This window comes from Streptomyces sp. NBC_01622 (assembly GCF_045209635.1).
Classification (GTDB): Bacteria; Actinomycetota; Actinomycetes; order Streptomycetales; family Streptomycetaceae; genus Streptomyces.
The window spans coordinates 9,737,525-9,756,222 of the sequence record NZ_CP109293.1; the positions used below are offsets into that span (position 1 = coordinate 9,737,525).

Below are 18,698 nucleotides of genomic sequence, written 5' to 3' on the forward strand. Positions count from 1 at the left end.
TTTCAGGAGGTGGAGCTCTCCGCCAACTCCGCCGGGCGCTGCGGGAGTCCGGAGCTCAGGTCTTCCACCAGGAGGCGCTTGGCGATGGTGTCGACCGCGGCGCGCAGGTCGGCGTTCGAGGGGCGGCCGATGTCCTGCTGGACCCGGGCCTCCAGCCAGTTGCCCCATGCTCTGCCGATGATCTCGGCCTCGCGTTCGCCCGCCGCGGTGTGGGAGAGGAGGGAGCCGGTGCGGGTGAGGTAGCCCTCCTCGACCATGCGGTCGAAGACCGGGAGAAGCACCTCCGGGGGCATGTGCCGACGGGCGGCGATCAGGCCGAGGCTCGCATGGCCGACCATCCTGCCGAACAGTTCGACCTGCATCACGGCCCAGGCCCCGGCGATGTCCAGCCGGGTGTCGGAGTCCGTGATGATCCGCCGGGCGGTGTCGAGGTCCGTGCTGCCGATGACCTTGCCGACGGCCGCTTCGAGGAGCCGTTGCGAGTCCGCGCCGCGTGGTGACGCGAAGCCCTCGCCCATGTCGGTGGAGCCCATCCGCGCGCTGTCGCGCAGCTCGACCTGCTTGAGGAACAGGGCGACGACGAAACCGATCACCGCGACCGGGACCGTCCATCGGAACACCGTCTGGATGGTGTCGGCGTACGCGTTGATGATCGGCGCGGCGGCAGCGTGCGGCAGCTTGTGCAGGCCCTCGGGGCTGGTCGCCGCCTTGGTGATGACGGCGGGGTTCAGCGTGCTCGTCCTCGCGGCGGACGCGATTCCGTCCTTGAGGTTGGGGGCCAGGCTGTTGGCGTAGATCGTGCCGAAGACAGCGGTGCCGAACGAGCTGCCCAGCGTACGGAAGAAGGTGACGCCGGAGGTCGCCGTGCCGAGGTCGGTGTAATCGACGGTGTTCTGCACGGCGATCGTCAGCACCTGCATGCACAGCCCGATGCCGGTGCCGAGCACGAACATGTACACCGATTCCAGGAACGCGCCGGTGCCCGGACCCATGAGGGACATCAGATACAGCCCGACGCCCATCACCGCGGAACCGATGATCGGGAAGAGACGGTACTGGCCGGTCTTGCTGACCACGTTGCCGCTGAAGACGGACGCGATCAGCAGCCCGATCACCATCGGCAGTGTCCGCACACCGGAGACGGTGGCCGAGTCGCCGTCGACGTACTGCAGATAGGTCGGCAGATACGTGAGCGCGCCGAGCATCGCGAAACCGACGATGAAGCTGAGGATCGAGCAGACCGCGAACACCGGGTTGCCGAACAGCCGCATGGGCAGCATGGGTTGCTCGGCCCGCGTCTCCACCCAGCAGAACAGTCCGAGCGCGATCGCGCCGCCCACGAACAGGCCGATGATGGTCGCCGAGCCCCACGCGTACTCGTTGCCGCCCCAACTCGTCGCCAGGATCAGGGAGCTCGCGCCGACCGCGACCAGCGCGATGCCCAGATAGTCGATGACGGGCCGCACCGCCGACTTGACCACGGGGATGGTGCGGGCCGCCGCGATGACGACGACGATCGCGATGGGCACGTTGACGTAGAACGCCCAGCGCCAGGTCAGATGGTCGGTGAACAGGCCGCCCAGCAGCGGTCCGATGACGGTGGCCACGCCGAACACCGCGCCGATCGCGCCCTGGTACTTGCCGCGCTCCCGCAGCGGGATGACATCGGCGATCAGCGCCATCGCCGTCACCATCAGACCGCCCGCGCCGATGCCCTGCACCGCACGCCAGGCGATCAGCAGCGTCATGTTGGTGGAGAAACCGCACAGGAACGAGCCCGTGATGAACACGATCGCCGAGACCTGGAAGACCACCTTGCGGCCGAACAGGTCACCGAACTTGCCGACCAGCACGGTCGCCACGGTCTCCGCCAGCAGATAGGCGGTGACCACCCACGACATGTGCGCGGCGCCGCCCAGGTCCGACACGATCGTCGGCAGGGCCGTGCCCACGATGGTCTGGTCGAGGGCCGCCAGCAGCGTGCCGAGCATGATCGTCACGAAGACGACGTTGCGGCGGCGGGGGTCCAGCACGGGGGGCTGCTGCGCGGAGGGTAGCGCGGTTTCCTCGGCGACTGTCACGAGGTCACCTTCACACCGACGGACCCTCCCTGCACAGTGGGCGGGTCCGCTCGGGCGCTTTCCCGCGCTACTCCGCCGCCGGGTGCCGGCGCAGCAGATACGTGTCCATGATCCAGCCCTTGCGCTCACGGGCCTCCGCGCGCAGCCGCTCGATGCGCGGGGCGGCCTCGGCTATCGGTCCGGAGGCGAGGATCTCGTCCGGGGTGCCGATGTAGGCGCCCCAGTAGATGTCGATGTCCTGGTCGGCGTACTGCCGGAAGGTCTGCTGCGCGTCGAGCATCACGACCACGTCGTCCACCCCCTCCGGGAAGCCCTCGGACAGCCGCCGGCCCGTGGTGATCTGCACCGGCCTGGCCACCCGGTTCAGCCCCGTGCGGTGCCGGGCGACAAGCGCCGAGACACTGCTGATGCCGGGCACGACGTCGTACTCGAACGCCACCGCGCCCCGCTCCAGGATCTCCTCCAGGATGCCGAGCGTGCTGTCGTACAGCGACGGATCCCCCCACACCAGGAACGCGCCGCTCTCGTCCTCGCCCAACTCCTCGGTGATCAGCCGCTCGTAGATGTCCGCGCGGGCGCTGCGCCAGTCCCCGACCGCAGGGGAGTACGCGGCACCCCCGGCCTTCCGGTCCCGCTCCGGGTCGCGCGCCTCGACCAGGCGGTACGCCCCCTCCGGTATGTGCGCATCGAGCATGTCCCGGCGCAGCCCGGTGAGGTCGGACTTCACCTCGCCCTTGTCGAGAATGAAGAACACGTCCGTGCTCCGCAGCGCCCTGACCGCCTGCAGGGTCAGCTGCTCGGGGTCGCCCGCGCCGATACCGATGACATGAATCTTTCGCACGCCCCCGAGTCTGCCCCACGCCACTGACAGTCCGTACACCGCACCGGCACCGACCGGTTACGACGTCCCCCGTAGCCGGGGCGCCCGCACCCGTGCGTCGACATCCCCGCCACTTCGCTCCACGTCGTCGCCGAGCCCCCGCGCCCAGGCGGCGACCCCCGCGAGATCCATCCCGTACGGCCGCTCCCGCCCGGTCAGGGACACCCACTCCTCCACGCCGCCGGCCCCGCGCCGCAGCAGCCGGGCGCCGCCGGTGACGTTCCCCCGGGCCGCGTGCGTGAGCCCCACCGCGAGCTGGGCGAGCCCGCGCCACAGGGCACACTCCTCGTCCGGCCCCGACTTCCAGGCGTCCTCGAAGACCTCGTGCGCATGGAACGGTTTCCCCTCGTCGAGCAGCGCCTGCGCCTCGACGACGGTCTCCTCCGGCGCCCGCACGACGCCCTCGGGCTGCCGCGCCACGCCGTCCGCGCCGTACGGCAGCGGTCGCCCGAGGCCGTCCCGGGGCCGGGCGTTGCGCGCCCGCCCCGCACCGTCCCGGTCCCGCACACTGTCCGCACCGTCCGAGGATGTGTCGCTCATACGACGATTGTCCCGCGCCCGGCACCGGCTTCGGCGCACCCCCGGGCGTGGGGTAGGCTGCTGTTCGCGCGATCACGCGGTTCACCGCAGGAAAGCGCACCGGGACGTGGCGCAGCTTGGTAGCGCACTTGACTGGGGGTCAAGGGGTCGCAGGTTCAAATCCTGTCGTCCCGACTAGAGATTCACTCATAGTCGCAGATCAGAGCCCTGTTTCACTTCGGTGAGGCAGGGCTCTTGATCATTTCCTGGGCTGGCGTGTCACATTTGGTCACAAGCCTGGTGGATCTTCCTCACGCGGCGAACAGCTCACCAAGCTTGTCCGAACCGGCCTTGAGGCTCTGCGGGTCAGGGTGCACATAGACCCGCTTGGTGAAGGACAGGTCGCTGTGCCCGGCCCAAGCGGACACCACCGTGTCAGGGACGCCGTTGTTGGCCATCCACGAGAGACACGCGTGACGGGCGTCGTAGAGACGGACCTTGCGAACGCCGGCCTGGGCCATCAGCCGGTGGGCCTCACGGCGTAGCTTGTCCGTCTTGAAGGGGCGTCCCATCTCGTCAACGACGACATAACCGCTTTCCTCGTAGGCTTCTCCCGCAGCGAGTTTCTCCTCCGCCTGCCGGGCGCGGAAGGACACAAGCGCTGCTTGCAAGAGCTTGGGCAGCGGCAGGACTCGCTTGCCGTTTTGGGTCTTAGGATCTTTCTCAACGACCCTGTTCCGCTGCCCCTTCGGCAGGCTTCGGTCATACACGATGGTGCGTGTATTCCCCACGGCGATGGTGCCATTGCCGATGAGGTCAACATCCTGTTCCCAGCGGGTACCGCACACCTCGGCGGGGCGCTCGGCGATAAGCGTCAAAAGCATCACGCCAAAGAGACGGTCACCCTTGGTCGCCTCGATAAACGCCTTGACCTCTGATGCGTCCCAGGGACGGCGCTTCGCGTCCGCCTGGGCGGCTTTGCGCACGGCGTCACGCGACACCCGAACGTGTTCGGCGACATTACGCACCACCCACCCACGACGAACCGCAAGGTGCAAGGCAGAACGCAGCCGACCGAGGGTAAGCCGCACAGAACGAAGGCTCAGACCCGTACCCGGCTTTCCACCGCGCTGCCGACCATGGGTGAGCATCCAGTCGACAAACGCCTCAACGTCCTCCTCGGTCAGCAGCTGAAGCCGCTTGTCTCCGAGAAACAGTCGAACAGGGCGGATAGCATTGTCGTAGTTGGAGGCGGTTGCGTCTTCGACGCCTCGGATCGCGCTCTTGAGCCACAGATCGAGAAGCTCGTCAACGGTGACCTTCGTCGGCACCACAAACGTCCCGGTCGTGGATTGATGCCGAATGCGGGCCAGCTCTGCGCGAGCCTCTTTCTTGGTGTCGAAGGTCTTTCTGATCTGGCGTCTTTTGCCACTGGCCTGACGCGGACCATCTGTGACGAAGCGGTATCGCACCGTACCGTCAGCAAGCGTGATCTTCTTGATTGGGTCACCCACCGTGTCACCTGCTCCTTAGGTTGACCCCCCAAGGTGGTGCTCAGATTGTGAGCCTGACGCGGGACAAAAAGCAACAGGCTCCCCCACTCTCTTAGAAAGCTTCGAGGTACCGGAGCAAGGAGGCAGTCAGCACCCGGTAACGGTTGCCAAACGCCACAACCCGAAACGGCACCTCACCCCGCTTGATCAACTCGTACAAGTGCGACTTGGAAATCCCCAAGGCCAAAGCGGCCTGACACACATCAACCGTGGCTGCCCACGAGCGAATCTCATCAAGAGTGGTTTGCAAAGTGATCACTTCTCGGCGACACCGCCCGTGCTTATGCGACGGCGAACATTCCCAACAGACCGTTGGTGGAGATATGAGGATGCTCGGCTGCACAAGAAGAGTCAGCCTGCTCCCTCTATTTTATCTGGCCAACTGCCAAAACCCAAGCAATATCGGGCGAAAAAGGGCACGGGGCAAGATTCTTTTGCCCTTGGGTCTCTCCCCGTTTTTGGCCGGGCACGGGATAATCCCACAGAGGCGACAGCAATGACCCATGCACCCCCCGGCAGGCCGTCAACCAATCAGTCCCCTACTCGGGTACCGAGTCCCCCTGTATTCTCGCGAAGCGACCAATCCTGTAATCGCGACGCGATCCGTTCTACCGCGTTAGCGGCCTATTGCCACCCGACGGAAGGAAGGTCTGGAAGGAATGCCGTCGGTGGCCACTGTGGCCCCCCTTGGGGGGTGGACTCGGAGCCGGCACACACCCGAAGGGCTGGTCGTAGACCTTGTGTGCTGGTGGAGAGGACGGGGGGAGTCAGCCGCGCCACCGACCGCAGGAAGGTTGGAATCCCCTCGCAGCGCGGCTGACTCCCCCCGTCCGATGACCACCCCGAACCCGCTGGTCAGCGGGCCGTTCCTTCCAGCTACAACCGGCCGCAGGACGCTTCCACTGACCCGCTTCCCGTGTACCGCCTGTCATACCGGCCTGAGGCGGTACGACACCCGACCTGCTCAAAACGAGTACCGAAGATAAACGATCAATCTTGTGACTCACTACGAACCAGGCTCGTAGCCACGCATGCCGTTTTTGGGTACGACGAACCAACCCCCTAAGGTCCCCCTTGGTGGCTCCCCTATTCCCCGTTCTCTTGGCTCTCTCGTTCCCTTCGCTTGCCTATCGAGGCTCCGCCTCGCTTTTTTCAAAGACAAGACGAGAGCCGTTTCTCGATGAGGTAACTCAGATTAACTGGTAGTGAACCAGCGTCCTAGAAAGATCCAGTACTTACTGGATCGGTCGTGTTTGCTTTGGTCAGTCGGTCACTTCGATCACGGCAGGCTAGTCCGTCTTTAGTCGCAAACCCCATTTGTGCGGGGGAGACGGCGGCTGCCTGGTCTGCTCTTTGATATAAGCAAATTGACATGACTCTTGCCTAGTTCCGTACGGGACGTACGACCCGTACGGGCCGACCCGTGCTAGGGGTACGGGGTACTAGGGGTACGGGTAGTACGGGGTAAGGGAACTATTTAGGTAAGTTATTTGGGCGATTGGCGTCTTTCAAGGAGAAGCTTGTCGATTGCCTCGCGAACAAAAGCGGACATGCTACCCACCTCACCCTGCCTTCTCTCTTCTAGAGAAAGCTGCTGTAGGGACTCATACTGATCTCGCCAGATATCAAAGGGATGCCGTTGTTTCATCACCCGTCTGACAGGGGGTACGGGTAGTACCGGGGGTACCTCCCGTACGGGGGGTACGGGTAGTACGGGATCGTTTTTCCTCTGGCGGAAGAACGCCGATTCTTCCAGATCGTTTGTTATCGCACGAGTGTTAAGAATCTTGTTCATATATCAAAAAGTTCGCCGATCAATTTATTGTAGGCGAGTGCTGCTGTCGAGCGGGGATTGAACGAAAAGACGTCCTGGCGGTTGAAATGCGCGTCACGAAGATCGGTATTGCGAGGGATCACCGTATTGAACACAGAGCCGGTGTAGGTCTGGCGCAAGATCTGTAGTGAGGTTTTGCTGTTAACGGTTGGATCGCTCATGGTAAACAAGAAACCGGCGAGCTCAAGGTGCGGATTAAAGTACTCCTTCACTTCTTTGATCGTCTTGCTGATCTGAACAATCGAATCAAGCTCGAAGTATCCGGGTGAAACAACGACGATCACTTTGTCTGAGGCAGTAAAGGCGTTGATGGTTAGCCACGAGAGAGTAGGAGGACAATCAATAAAAACGTAGTCGTAGTTCCCTTTGAGTGCATCGAGTTCCTTTTTGAGCCGCTCCTCTCGGTGGTCGATGGCCGTTGTCAGCTCGACATCAGTGTTAGAGAGTAGGATGTGCGACGGAACGATATGGAGGTTGGGAACGCTTGTCTCGTGCGTGGGAAGGGGGCTGCGCTCAAGAATCGTCGCAAAAACGGTCTGCTGTTTGGTGACTTGCGGGTAGTTATGAAGCAGCACCTTGCTGCTGTTGGCCTGGGAGTCGATGTCAACGAGCAGGACACGCTTGCCTTTGCGGGCCAGGCCTGCTGCCAACGAGATGGTGGATGATGTCTTTCCGACACCGCCTTTCTGTGATGCGATTGAAATAACCATATGCAAGTTAAATCCACCGAAAACCCGGACGGGTTATTCCGATGCAATTTCTTAAACTGACTTGAGAATAGCGAATTGCGCGCCATTGTGTCAATAAGGAATTGTTCGGGTAATGGCAAAGGCCTGCCGTTCAGTGGGAGTTGAGAGCCCGCCGGGCAGCACTGATGACGTTGTGAGCATCAACGCCGTAGACCGCTGACTCACGCAGCGTGTCCCAGACCCGCAGGTACGTCGTCACAGAGTCAGCGTCGTCAAGCCACAGCTCCGCGTGCCAGTCCTCGGCGATCACAAGCCTGTCATCCAGGATCCAGAAGCCGTTGGCCGCGGGAATCTTGAGTGATGCGCCAAGAGGGATGATCCCCAGCTCCACGGTGTCCATCCCGATCATGCCCATGAGTCGATCAAGCTGGCTTGCAAGAACAGACGGGGGACAGACCAGTGCGTGGAGCGCAGCCTCCCACATCAGGGCGTGAACCTTCCTCCCTGTTCGGTACAGCCACTCCTGGCGTTTCATGCGAGCGCGTACAGCCTCGTCGGTGTCACGCACTGAGTTCTGAAGGTCCGCGTAGCGCAGGAAAATGTGCCGCGCGTAGTCGGCCGTCTGCAGCATGCCCGGGACGACGGCCTCTTCCCATGCATGGATGATCCGAGACCGCTCGACCTCCACGTTCCAGCTGTCCTGTACCGGCCGGTGGCCTGCGGCCAACTGGCGTCGCCACGAGCGAATATGAGACTCGAAGCCCTTGAGACGGGCCTCTAGCTCGTCGATCACCTGAGGCTGATCAACGCCGGCTGCCCAGGCCTGAAGGTCCTCGACGGTGGCGGTCTGCTGGCCGTTCTCCAACTTGTAGATCTTGGAATGCGGCCAGCCGAGCCGCTTGGCAAGTTGTGGTCCGGTGAGTCGACCTCCGGGAGCTGCCAGCCGAAGTTCTCTCAGACGCACGCCGAGAGCCTCCCGAGCCTGCTGAAAGTCTGTGCTCACCGGTTCCGCTCATCAGTCGTTGGCGGCTACCTGTGCCGCGAACTGGTCGTAGGGGATGGATAGATGCCTAGCTGCATCGCGCACCTGGCAGTACCGCAGAACTTCGGCGGGCTCTGTGATCACCTCGACGTCAAGGAGGGTATCTGCATCGTCGAAGTTGAGGAGGGCAACCAGCCGACTATCAAAGATCCAGAAGTCCGCAGCTGGCAGATGGATCCGGTCCGTATCTGAGCGCCACACGTTGCGCACGTCCTCGCCGGTGGCGGCGTTGCACTTGGCGTAATCGAGCAGGAAGAGCTGCCCGGTGGTGGGCGGATTGTCGGTGACACGTACGCGTCCCACGTACTTCCCCCGGGAGGTCTGTTCCCGGATGGTCGTGCACCACTCGCTGTCCAGGTCCCAGGTGGCCGACCCGGTCTCGACGAACGCCGCGTATGAGGCGTCCTCCCGATCCGACGCATAGCCGCGTCGCGTTTCCAGGTGCCAGGCGGAGTGCTCGAAGCTCTGAAAGAGTCGGCCGAACTCCTCCAGGTCGATCAGCTTGGGCACGCGAGTGATCTCCTTAGGGCCGTGGTTGACAAGCAGCTCACGCGGCACGACCACTGCGATGTCTCCTGAGCCAAAGTGCTGGAGCTGGGCGACATCGTCAGGATCAGTGAGCGGAGTCCCTTGTACGACGATCTCGCCCGTGTCGAGGTCTTCATGAACAGCGGGGCATCCGCCGTTCTTGCTGTCAGTGCCGTTGAAGCGCAGGCGTCGCGCCATGGTCGTCTCCCTCGGTTCGGGATGGTGTCGCCTCCAGCATCACCAGGCTCCGTGCCCAGTACTACAGCCCGCTGCCCCCTCTACGAGATCACATGAGAACATTCGGCCGGACTGCGAGAACATTCGAGAACACTCCATGGCAGGTGTCAACTCCGCCTCCCTACCGTCCTGTTCATGGCCAGAACCAAGAAGCCGGACATCGACCCGCACACAGTGCTGGAGACGCTCAGAACAGCCCTTGACGAAGCAGGGATCGTCTTCCCGTCTCTCCGAGTCGACGATGCATCGCCGCAGTTGCAACTGATTGAGCTGGGACGGGTCCGTACTGACGTAGCCGATCGACTGGCAAGGGCTCTTCGGCGAGGGGACCGCGAAGGATGAATGCAAAGCAGCCGATCAATACGCTGGTCGTAGACACATCGCGCGGAGACAAGATCGGATACGTGATGGGACACGAGGGTCCCTACGTGCAACTGCGTCCGCCAGGTGGGGGAGTGGAGTGGGACGCCGCTCCTGAGGAGGTCCGGCCGGCATCCGAGACGGAGCTGCTTCGCGCCCGCGTCTCAGAGCTCAACCATGCTGAGCGTCTCGCGTGAGTACAGCCACCGACGACCTTTCGGCCCGCTCTGCTGAGTGCGCACTCGCTGAGCGACCGGAGTACACCAGCCTCCATGCTGACTGCCGTCAAACCAAGAACATCCCGTTACCGGGGTATGGAGACATCCTTCTCATGCGTCGTTGCACGTGCCCCTGCCACACCGACAAGTCGTAGCGCCAACCCGGCAGGCTCCTCGGCCTGAGACTTTGGCCGGTGTCCTGCATCGTGGTGGGAGCGGGAAGGCCGTACGCTCGCCAGCGGATCGGGCAGCAGTACAGCTGCCCTTTAGTGTCCGATATGGTCTTCCCGCGTCGGGCCCCACCACGAGGGAGGTGGGTAAAGCCTCGGGGCCACGCTTCTTATGCTTGGGCCGCCGCGTTCCACAATGGCCAGTCCTGCGCAGCTTGGCGCAACGCGCGGACAACATCCTCAGCCGTAGTATCCCGGTTGTCATTCCACGTTGAGACATCCCAGATGGCGCAGTTACGCCTCACCCAGCGAAGGAAGTAGTTCTGGGCCTGAAGGCAATGGTCGTACTGCTGATCGAAATTGGGGGTCGAGAGCGCAAACTCCATGGCCGTGCCCCAGACGGCACGCTCAATCGCTCCCATGGCGGAGACCGGAGTAGACCTGCCGGCCTCCTGGAGTGGGTCGGCGCAGACGGCCTCAGCGAGCAGATGCTCGGAATGAGGCCAAGCAAACCAACCGAACTGGTTGTGTCCATCGCGATCGATGATCGCAGCTGCCTTACGCAGCACCTCGTCAGGATCCACAGGTCTCCCCTCTGAGAAGCTGGCACTCAACGATACGCCTTATGGGCCAGATGAGAAGGGGAAGGGAAGGGCCCCGCCTTACTTGCGGCTGTGTAACTCCGTCGAGGTTATGAAAATGACGGCTTCGCAACTACGGGCCTTGGTCTCACGCGCTACATCTCCAACAGCCTCAAAACCCCGCCGTGGAACATTTCTTCTGCGACATAGATCTCCTGAGAGCGTCCCAGCTATGGGATGCCCCTCTTCCTTCCTTTGACGCCATGATGACGCGGTTTGCCTGCGTGTCAAGGACTTCGCAAGCCGGCTCCGCCGGTCCTTGACCCGAGAGCCAAGCCCGCAAGAGACCGTCAATTAAGGGAGGAAAGGGGAAAATGGTTAGGGGTACTACTCCAGCGGAGGGAGGTCCAAGCGCTTCTCGGTACGAGTAATGCGCTGATCCTGATGCTCGAAAGTAACCTTCATTCGATTCGTCAACACCTGCACTGTCTTCTGCTGTGCGGCGTCTACGACCGTGTCCGTGTGCTCGGCCAGTCCGGATATGAGTCCACCTATCTCTTCATGCTCCTTCTTGGACTCTTGTCTGTGCTGATCCTGACCCTGCTCTATAGCGGTTAACCGGTTCTCGATGGGGGACAGCAGTGCGCGCAGTTGATTCAATTGTTCCTCAGTAAACATAAGCTGCCCTATTTATATCAAATCCGCACAACGGATTCAATGGGCAAAATAGGTTCTCACCTGGGCGCCTTTACCCTGACCGGAGAGCGATAGACAGTTGCTCCGGTCTTACCCAGTGGAGTCCTGCGACGTCGGGTTATGGAGGCTGTTGGAGCCCCGGCCTGGGTGGTGGTCACGAGAGGGGCCTCGGCGCTGGGCGGCTCGAAGTAACGGTCAAGGTAGTACTGCTCGACCTCGGCCAGAGCCTGAGGTGGCTCGGTGAGGTTGGGGAGCGTCGGGGTTGTGACCTTGCGGACCTCGTCGCTTGGAAGCCTGACGAATGCCTGGCCGACGTGCAGCTGTTGGATGGACTGGACTTGGCGCTCCCACTGCTCCTGGAGGGCGTAGTACGTCGGATGGGTACGCTCCTCGGCGGCGTGGTCGGTGACGATGTGCTTGACGGCGTCTGGATCGACGGTGCCGAAGAGGCGGGCCGAATGCTCGGCGTCTGGTCGGCCTGCTTTGAGGATGACCTCCATGCCGACGTTCTGAAGGGCTCCCTTGAGCCGGTCTGATGCCTGGCTCCAGTTCTGGTGCGCCATGACGCAGAACAGGTTGTACTTGCGGGTCTCCGAGAGCATCCGGGTGAGACTCTCCTCGCTCTGGGCCATGAACTGTGAGAACTCGTCCAGGATCAAAAAGTGTGGGGCCCTGCCCGACCCGGCTGCCCGGACGTTGGCCCGGCTAAGTGCCGCGGTTTCCATGCCCACGGTGAGCAGGCATCCAAAGAGCCGGCGGGCGTCGGGTGAGGCGACTGCCAGGTTGACGATGAGGGACGTACCCGAGTCGATGAGACCCCGGAAGTCCAGGACGTTTCGCTTGTGTCCGAGGGCGTAGCGGAGGATGGGGGAGAGGGTCAGAAGATCCGCCCGGTTGAGTGTTGACTCCTTCATCCGGGGTGCATCCCGTCCCCACTGATCCATGCGCAGCTTGAAGAAGCGGATCACCTGCGGGTCGTGAACGTGGGTCAAGAGCTCGTCGCGCAGTGCCTTGTCCGTCAGAAGGTCCGACAGGCGAGTGAGTGGAAGTCCAGCTTCGCGCAGGGCCACGACCGAGTGCTTGAGGATGTTCTCAAAGGTCGGTGCGCCATGGGCCAGCTCGGGCCAGGCACGACGGGCTGCCTCGGCGACGTGCTCGGCCATCGCATGATCGTCGTAGGGCTGGGCGAGGAAGTTAAACGGCAGGTACCGCCCCTCAACGGCTGCCGCCGGTACATCCAGATACATGAGCCGAGCTCGCTGCTCCGGGGTGGCAAGCTGCCCGGCCTGCACGAGATGAGCCAGAACTAACTGGGCCAGATCGCCGTGCGGATCGATGAGAGTGACGGGCTGGCCAGCCAGGAAGAGGGAGAGAAAGAGGGAGGCGAGGAAGTAGCTCTTGCCCGATCCCGTCTTGCCCAGCACGTGCATGTGCACGCGGGCCTCATTGAGCGGCAAAAACAGCGTTCGCGGGAGAAGCCACCTGCGGTAGGTGCCAAGCGCGATGCGCGGGACTCGTTGGGCAGGAAAGAGTCTCATTCCGCCTCGCGCTCCACCCCATTCGACAGGTTGTAGTTGTACCTGGGGCTGTCCAGGGGACCGACGCTCACCTCCTCCTCGGCAGATTCAGGCGCATCGAGCAGACTCACGGGGTGATCCTGGCCAGCGGGGTACCAGAGCAAATCGAAGAACAACTCAAACGGATCGGTTGCAACCGGGGACGCATCGGTGAAGAGAAAGATGTCTGCCAGCTGGTCCCGGCCGATGCTCTCAAGCTCCTGAGCCGTCCACTCGGAGAGCTGGACACGACGGGCCATCGTGGGGACAGCGACCGCGACGGTGAGATTGTCAGTCTCAAAGGCCCGGCGATACGGGCCCTCGGCCCAGGCCGTGAGAGAGGCGACCTTGCGGCGCCAGTGCTTCTGCCCCTCCGTACCTCGGTCGAGCTCCAGGGCAATGGAGACGGGATCGCATCCGACTGCGGTGAGCTGGAACCATGCATCGGGAATCACCGCCATGCGCGGCGCTTCAGGACGTCCAACTGGTTGCACCCGGATACTGCTTCGCTTGAGCTGGCGCTCGTTGAGCAGGCGGGGCAAGGACACCTGAAACTTGCGGCACAGGCGTTCTGCAGCAACCAACACATCGACGGCAGCAAGCGTGTGTTCCATGAAGGGGTTGTCCTCGGCCTTGGCCCGCTCCTCTGAAGGGCGATAGTACGAGCTGGCGAGTATGTCGCCGCGACCGGCGACAAAGCGCCGTCCCTTGTCAGCCAGGGTGAAGACGTGCGGGGCTGAGCCGATGCGAGGGGCGGGCAGCTCTCGGAGTCTGAGGAGGTAGCCGGCCTCGGTCAGGCTACGGAGGCGGCGCTGCACGTAGCGGTTCTGATCATGCGCCTGCGGATACAGCAGCCGGCCGATCTGGGCTGCGGTCATGTACTGGAGTCGGTTGATAGCGCGGAGAATCTCCTCGTCCACGGCCCCGATCCGAAGTGGGCCGCGTGGCGTAACGCTGGGGGTATGAAGCGATTCGTTCATTGCGTCACTTTGCCAAACGGGCGTGAGAACTCGAACGTCAAGGCCGTAAGACTCCCGTAAGAGAACCAGATTACGGCTTCTTCTTCGGGGATCTACGGCTGATTGTTCCCTCCCGAGAAGGCGCATCAAGAGGCGTAGGACTTATGACTCCAGGAGGTCGATACCGCTCAACCCGGAGAAGCGAATATCTTCGCAAAAGAGTCTTCTCTGGGATCCAATCAGCAGGAATGCCGAACTGCTCACGACTCTGCTCCCGCGCTTCGCGTAGTTTCTTTTCAGGTGAGGGCAGAACCTCCACAATGAGTGCAGGCGATGAAGTCTGAATCTTATGCTCCTGAGCCCTCCCGTCTGCATCTGTAGCCTTGCAATACGCCACGTAGCGAGGAAGCTGCGTCAGTATGTTGGCGATTTCGTCTCGTCGACCCGCAGTACTCTGGTCAAGCTCGTCAACAAGGTCATACCACGTAACGCCCCGGCCAAGATCTTGAACGGGCTGCTCGCCGAGATACTCCTTATGGTGAATCGTAGGGCGATGTTTCTCAAGAAATTTGTCCGCCTCCTCACGAGCAGCCCAACGCTTCAGATCGAGCTTAACGGCTGGGGTGTTCCATCGTCTCCAGTCGGTGTCGAGTTGCGAGACCTTTTTTCTAAGCCAAACTACCGCCTCCGGAAAAGCTGTGATTGGCCAGCATCCTCCCCGCGTCCAATTATGTGATGCTCGTTCCCCGCCAAGTGGTGGTGTCGGCTCGCAGAGAGCCCAGTTGTTCGTCGGTCGGAAGTAGAAATCTCTATCCCAATATAGGGGCCAGAGCATTCTTTCGAGTTCCCCGGCAAGGGATTTCGCTATATCGCGACGATAACTCCACACTCCAAAATCATGGTTGCTGAACCAGGTCAACACATAGGTGTGTTCAACGGGAACCGAAGCCAGGCGGTAACGTTCATAAACAGCCTGGTCTTCTTGTTCTCCCCAATGGCTGCTTGGATAAGGAAGGCGAGCGACGCCAAGGTATTCAAACCTGCCGCTCGGTGGTGGGTCGAATTTCTTCAAAAGGGGCACTGTGCTGGTGAAATAGGAATCCATGAGGTTGAACGGGACATGCAGGGAGCGTCGATCTGGAGGACGTATCCACTTACGTAGGACGTCGATAGGAACATGACCTTGATGTGAGTCTTCGCCAGGGTGGTTTAGGCAGGCTTCAAGGTATTTGATTCGGAACAGTGGATCATCGGCTTTTGTAAGTAGACCCTCGACTTGGCTCGCGAGCAATTGATAAGATTCTTCGAGCTCCTCATACCGCTTCTTCGATTTCTCGCTATCCCAAACCTCTTCATCCCACTCCCTATACCGGGGTTCCGTACGCTGCCTAGCAACCTTCTTCGTCCGGGTAGGCGTGCAGTCAAACTCTTTAGCCACGCTCTGCGCATCCTCGCCTGACATTTGGAAAGCAATGAGGGTCTCAACGTGCAGTGCTTCCCGCTCGGGAGTTTGCGACAGGTTCTGATGCGCGATGGTCACTCCAAGCCCGTACTTGCCACCCTCCTCAAGGAGACGGCGAGTCGTGGGGGTGGCGAACCTGCCGTATTCGTCAAGGTAGAGGTGGACTCGCTTACGATCCCTCTCGGCGATGCGCTCACGCTGGTGCACAAGGTTGCTGAACGCAGAGAGAAAGACCATACCGAGGAAAGATACGGTATCGCGATCCAAGCCGGCGAGATTGAGGATAAGGGTGCCTCCACCATCCATCACCTCATTGAATGGAATAGTCGTCTTACGCTGACTAACCATCAACGAGACGAGCCCATCCTCAAGAAACCGAGCAATCTTATTGAGAACAGGGTCGCACTTTTCACGCTGCTCACGAGGACTACTCAACTCATATTCCCGCCAGTAGCCGCTGGGAATGGGCAGTGCACTAAGTGCTGCACTGCGAAACTCGCGGTCACTGTACAAAAGCGGTATGTCGGCCATTGTGAGCCCGTTGGCGATGAGCACCTGGGCAGTGCTCCGCAGTCCCCCCTCGATGACCGGGCGATAGCCGGGACTCTCCGAACCCATCAGCTTGTTGAAGATATCGACCACATGTCCGACTGTCGTAGTAACTGTCGTGGCATCAGACGGATCAGCACATTCATAGAGATTGAGGCCAAAGGGGCGGTCACCGTTAGCCTCAACCAAGACAATCTTGTCCCGTGCAGCAGGGGGAGCAAGGGAGATGAGGCGCTTGGTAAGGTCACCGTGGGCGTCTATAACAATGACCGCGATGCCGTCTCCCATGTCCTGCAAGACAAGGTGCTCAAGCAGGGTGGTCTTGCCGAAACGGGACTTGCCCAAAATGGCCACGTGAGCCGTGCGGTGATCGAAGCGCAGGTAGACAGGGGTAGTGCCGTCGTGGCCGAGTAGAACATTGGAGCCCATGTATGTGCCTCCTCGCCCGGGTGTTCAACGGGAGGACCCAACTACGGTCAAGCCTACGCAGTCGAGGGCGAGGATGCCTCTAGCGTCTCTCTATGCGCTCTGCTGGCTGCGGTGTGTTACCGCCCTGGCGGGCCAAGGCCTCGAAGAACGGGGCAGCTGAAATGAAACGTCGCGAAGGGTCGTAGGGGATGTTAGCTCGATCGGTGAGCCTTGCGAGAAGATCGGCTTGCTTGGCGATTACTTCTACGCCGATACCAACTTCCTTAACTCTTGCGCGGTCACCAACCCCCTCCTCCTTGAGACCAACCCACGTGCCGGCAGCGTTCTCAAGCTGTTCCCGCTCAGGCGTAAAGTGCGGATAGGCCAACAGCTCGTAAGCAGTCTGGACGCGTCGGACGTCTCCCAAGGCAGCCCACCGGTCAGCGTAAGCCTGTGGATCTTCACGAGGGTTCTCGGGAAGCGTCTGAGTCAGGTTGTGCCGAATCGAGGACAAGTACTCATCGAGAACCCCAGCAAGTGAACGCTGAGACTCATTAGCTCCTCGATCCTCCAAGGATCCATGCTCCGCTCCAGATGGGAAATCTCGCCGAGCACAAAGGGAATTAAATTCGCATCAGCCAGCTCCCGTGTCTGAACGGACTCAACAGGAAGTCGCTCAACCTGGTTGGATTTCACCTCTTTGCTGTCTGATTGTTGCCCTTCTCCTCCTTCTGGCATATTATAGATTTTTTCTCATATTGACACGTAGGTGTCAAGACGCAAAAAAGGGACGACGGGGTTACGTCGTCCCAAAAGAGCGCGCAGGGAAACCTGGCTGTTTCCTGGTAGAAAATTACAGAGGCGCCGACGCGCATCCACGGCCAAGCCCGAAAGGGCCCCCTCAATGTCGTGTTACCGCAACTGAGTAGATCTCCTGTGCCGTCTTGGTCGTGCCGTCTCTGCCCTGGTACTCCCGCTCGTGCAGGTAGCCCACGACCTCAATCTCGTTTCCCTTGACCAACTCACCGGCTTCGGTGCGCGTCTGCAGTGCTGCGGCGCGCTCGCCGAAGGCCAGGATGTTGTGCCACTTGGTTGTGCCGTCGTCGAGATGCACGGCCAGGGGGAACTTGCCAACGAGCTTGCCGCCCGCGGTTTCCCGCACGGTTGGGGTACGCCCGAGCCGGCCAACGAGCTTGACTCGCTGGCGCTCGGCCTCGCCGGCCTCTGTGGCCTGGCCGGCTTGCTCTTGCTGCGGGGCTTCTTCCATGGGCTTGGCTGGCTCTGGCGTGGACGTCGTGGGTTCGACCTGCACCTGCTGGATCATCGGGCGTGCGTCAGGGAAAGCACCGGGCATTCGCTCAAGGCCGGTCTTCTCTGGCGGCTTGGGAGCAGCGACCACCACGGACGGTGCTTCAGGCTCCGGGCTCTGCGCGGCCGGTGTCTGCTCGGCCTCATGACGCGCGATGATCTGCTCGGTGTCTTCCAGGTCCTGTGGGAGGCCATCGACTGCAACGGGGCCCGCATCGACCTGGTAGCCAAACGTCAGGCCGCCATCGGGGTGCAGGGCCATCGAGGCGTGCTCATGGTCTGAGTCCTTGCGCAGAAAGACGATTCCCTCGTCCTCGACACGGGGCAGCATGTCACCGAAGAGCTCGATGCGAGCGCCCTTGGTGGTGATGCGGGAAACGCCACGCTCGGGGAAGGTATCGAGACTCAGAAAGGTGCCATTGCTGGCCACCTGGAAGTGCTGGCCCTGCCCGTAGGCGGGATCGGTCACCTCTTGGGCCTGGGTGCCAAGCGCCTTCGCGACGGCTTGTGTATCAAATGTGGGTCTTGTTCGTTCTGTCATATGAGGACGGATTATACGAAGCAAGAACGAAAAGAGATGTAAGATGTGTTACAAAGAATTAAAGATCCAACCTAAGAGGCCCAGAAGCCAGATTCTTCTTCTCACTCCGTTTCGGGCGAGCCCAAGTTCTGCTGCTCAATTCGATCCTTAATTCGTTGAATCTCATAATCGAGCGTTCGCCTGAGAGCCAAGGACTCTTTGAATCGCTCCTGGTCATCAAGCTCAAAATATTCTGGCCCAATATTTTCTGGAGTAACAAGAAGGCGACCAGGAGGAGATCCCCCTGTGTCAGCAATGTACAAATTTCTAGTACCACCCGGTACGTCCGCCGAAAGAATTTCCCAGACGTCAGGGGACACCCCGAGCTCCTTAGCAGCGCGGTCGCGCTCCTCTTCGGTCATAGGTTTTGGACCCCGTTCTTGTTCAGGTTGGTCACGTTTTCGTTTCCACCAATGTAATTGCTCTTTACTTATACAACCTCCTCTTTCTTCAGGATATATTATATGGAATTCGCCCATTTGTCAATT

15 protein-coding genes and 1 tRNA gene are annotated in these 18,698 nt (G+C 61.1%); 2 read left to right on the forward strand and 14 right to left on the reverse strand.

The window, feature by feature from the left end:
* Positions 1-2: 2 nt before the first annotated feature.
* The 3 genes from OH768_RS45225 to OH768_RS45235 form a co-directional block, all read right to left on the reverse strand.
* The gene (locus tag OH768_RS45225) at positions 3-2,081 is read right to left on the reverse strand and encodes an MDR family MFS transporter (RefSeq protein ID WP_406462595.1); all 2,079 of its coding nucleotides are present in this window, start codon (positions 2,079-2,081) and stop codon (positions 3-5) included.
* 67 nt (positions 2,082-2,148) lie between these two features.
* Positions 2,149-2,922 (reverse strand): precorrin-6A synthase (deacetylating), encoded by a 774-nt coding sequence (gene cobF, locus OH768_RS45230; protein ID WP_406462597.1) that lies wholly within the window; start codon positions 2,920-2,922, stop codon positions 2,149-2,151.
* Between the two features lie 57 nt (positions 2,923-2,979).
* Entirely contained in the window at positions 2,980-3,501 is a 522-nt protein-coding gene (locus tag OH768_RS45235) for a DUF309 domain-containing protein (protein ID WP_406462598.1), read from the reverse strand.
* A 100-nt stretch (positions 3,502-3,601) separates the two neighbouring features.
* Between OH768_RS45235 and OH768_RS45240 the strand changes: the two genes are divergently transcribed.
* Positions 3,602-3,675 (forward strand) — tRNA-Pro (locus tag OH768_RS45240).
* Positions 3,676-3,791: 116 nt separating this feature from the next.
* Here the strand turns inward: OH768_RS45240 and OH768_RS45245 are convergent.
* From OH768_RS45245 to OH768_RS45265, 5 genes are all read right to left on the reverse strand, one after another.
* The gene (locus tag OH768_RS45245) at positions 3,792-4,994 is read right to left on the reverse strand and encodes a tyrosine-type recombinase/integrase (protein ID WP_406462600.1); all 1,203 of its coding nucleotides are present in this window, start codon (positions 4,992-4,994) and stop codon (positions 3,792-3,794) included.
* A 91-nt stretch (positions 4,995-5,085) separates the two neighbouring features.
* Entirely contained in the window at positions 5,086-5,376 is a 291-nt protein-coding gene (locus OH768_RS45250; protein WP_406462601.1) for a helix-turn-helix domain-containing protein, read from the reverse strand.
* A gap of 1,448 nt (positions 5,377-6,824) precedes the next feature.
* Complete coding sequence (locus tag OH768_RS45255) at positions 6,825-7,577, reverse strand: ParA family protein (RefSeq protein WP_406462603.1); 753 nt, start codon at positions 7,575-7,577, stop codon at positions 6,825-6,827.
* A 130-nt stretch (positions 7,578-7,707) separates the two neighbouring features.
* Positions 7,708-8,559 (reverse strand): helix-turn-helix domain-containing protein, encoded by an 852-nt coding sequence (locus tag OH768_RS45260; protein WP_406462604.1) that lies wholly within the window; start codon positions 8,557-8,559, stop codon positions 7,708-7,710.
* Between the two features lie 12 nt (positions 8,560-8,571).
* A complete protein-coding gene (locus OH768_RS45265) occupies positions 8,572-9,324 on the reverse strand; it encodes a DUF6879 family protein (protein ID WP_406462605.1) in 753 nt (250 codons plus the stop codon).
* A 174-nt stretch (positions 9,325-9,498) separates the two neighbouring features.
* On the opposite strand from OH768_RS45265, the gene OH768_RS45270 reads away from it, so the two are divergent.
* A complete protein-coding gene (locus OH768_RS45270; protein WP_406462607.1) occupies positions 9,499-9,705 on the forward strand; it encodes a hypothetical protein in 207 nt (68 codons plus the stop codon).
* A gap of 576 nt (positions 9,706-10,281) precedes the next feature.
* Here the strand turns inward: OH768_RS45270 and OH768_RS45275 are convergent.
* The 6 genes from OH768_RS45275 to OH768_RS45300 form a co-directional block, all read right to left on the reverse strand.
* Positions 10,282-10,695, reverse strand: a complete 414-nt coding sequence (locus tag OH768_RS45275; protein WP_406462608.1) for a hypothetical protein — start codon at positions 10,693-10,695, stop codon at positions 10,282-10,284.
* A gap of 731 nt (positions 10,696-11,426) precedes the next feature.
* Entirely contained in the window at positions 11,427-12,824 is a 1,398-nt protein-coding gene (locus OH768_RS45280; RefSeq protein WP_406462610.1) for a type IV secretory system conjugative DNA transfer family protein, read from the reverse strand.
* Positions 12,825-12,922: 98 nt separating this feature from the next.
* Positions 12,923-13,864 (reverse strand): replication-relaxation family protein, encoded by a 942-nt coding sequence (locus tag OH768_RS45285; RefSeq protein WP_406462612.1) that lies wholly within the window; start codon positions 13,862-13,864, stop codon positions 12,923-12,925.
* Positions 13,865-13,994: 130 nt separating this feature from the next.
* Positions 13,995-16,343: a type IV secretory system conjugative DNA transfer family protein gene (locus OH768_RS45290; protein ID WP_406462614.1), complete on the reverse strand. Its 2,349-nt coding sequence runs from the start codon at positions 16,341-16,343 to the stop codon at positions 13,995-13,997.
* 880 nt (positions 16,344-17,223) lie between these two features.
* Positions 17,224-18,171, reverse strand: a complete 948-nt coding sequence (locus OH768_RS45295; RefSeq protein WP_406462616.1) for a single-stranded DNA-binding protein — start codon at positions 18,169-18,171, stop codon at positions 17,224-17,226.
* A 101-nt stretch (positions 18,172-18,272) separates the two neighbouring features.
* Entirely contained in the window at positions 18,273-18,689 is a 417-nt protein-coding gene (locus tag OH768_RS45300) for a hypothetical protein (protein WP_406462618.1), read from the reverse strand.
* Between the last annotated feature and the right edge of the window lie 9 nt (positions 18,690-18,698).

Excerpts from the sequence above, each read along its gene's own strand:
- OH768_RS45270 (WP_406462607.1), top strand. The coding sequence starts at position 9,499 with ATGGCCAGAACCAAGAAGCCGGACATCGACCCGCACACAGTGCTGGAG.
- OH768_RS45265 (WP_406462605.1), bottom strand. The coding sequence starts at position 9,324 with ATGGCGCGACGCCTGCGCTTCAACGGCACTGACAGCAAGAACGGCGGA.
- OH768_RS45290 (WP_406462614.1), bottom strand. The coding sequence starts at position 16,343 with ATGGGCTCCAATGTTCTACTCGGCCACGACGGCACTACCCCTGTCTAC.
- OH768_RS45295 (WP_406462616.1), bottom strand. The coding sequence starts at position 18,171 with ATGACAGAACGAACAAGACCCACATTTGATACACAAGCCGTCGCGAAG.
- OH768_RS45300 (WP_406462618.1), bottom strand. The coding sequence starts at position 18,689 with ATGGGCGAATTCCATATAATATATCCTGAAGAAAGAGGAGGTTGTATA.
- OH768_RS45255 (WP_406462603.1), bottom strand. The coding sequence starts at position 7,577 with ATGGTTATTTCAATCGCATCACAGAAAGGCGGTGTCGGAAAGACATCA.
- OH768_RS45235 (WP_406462598.1), bottom strand. The coding sequence starts at position 3,501 with ATGAGCGACACATCCTCGGACGGTGCGGACAGTGTGCGGGACCGGGAC.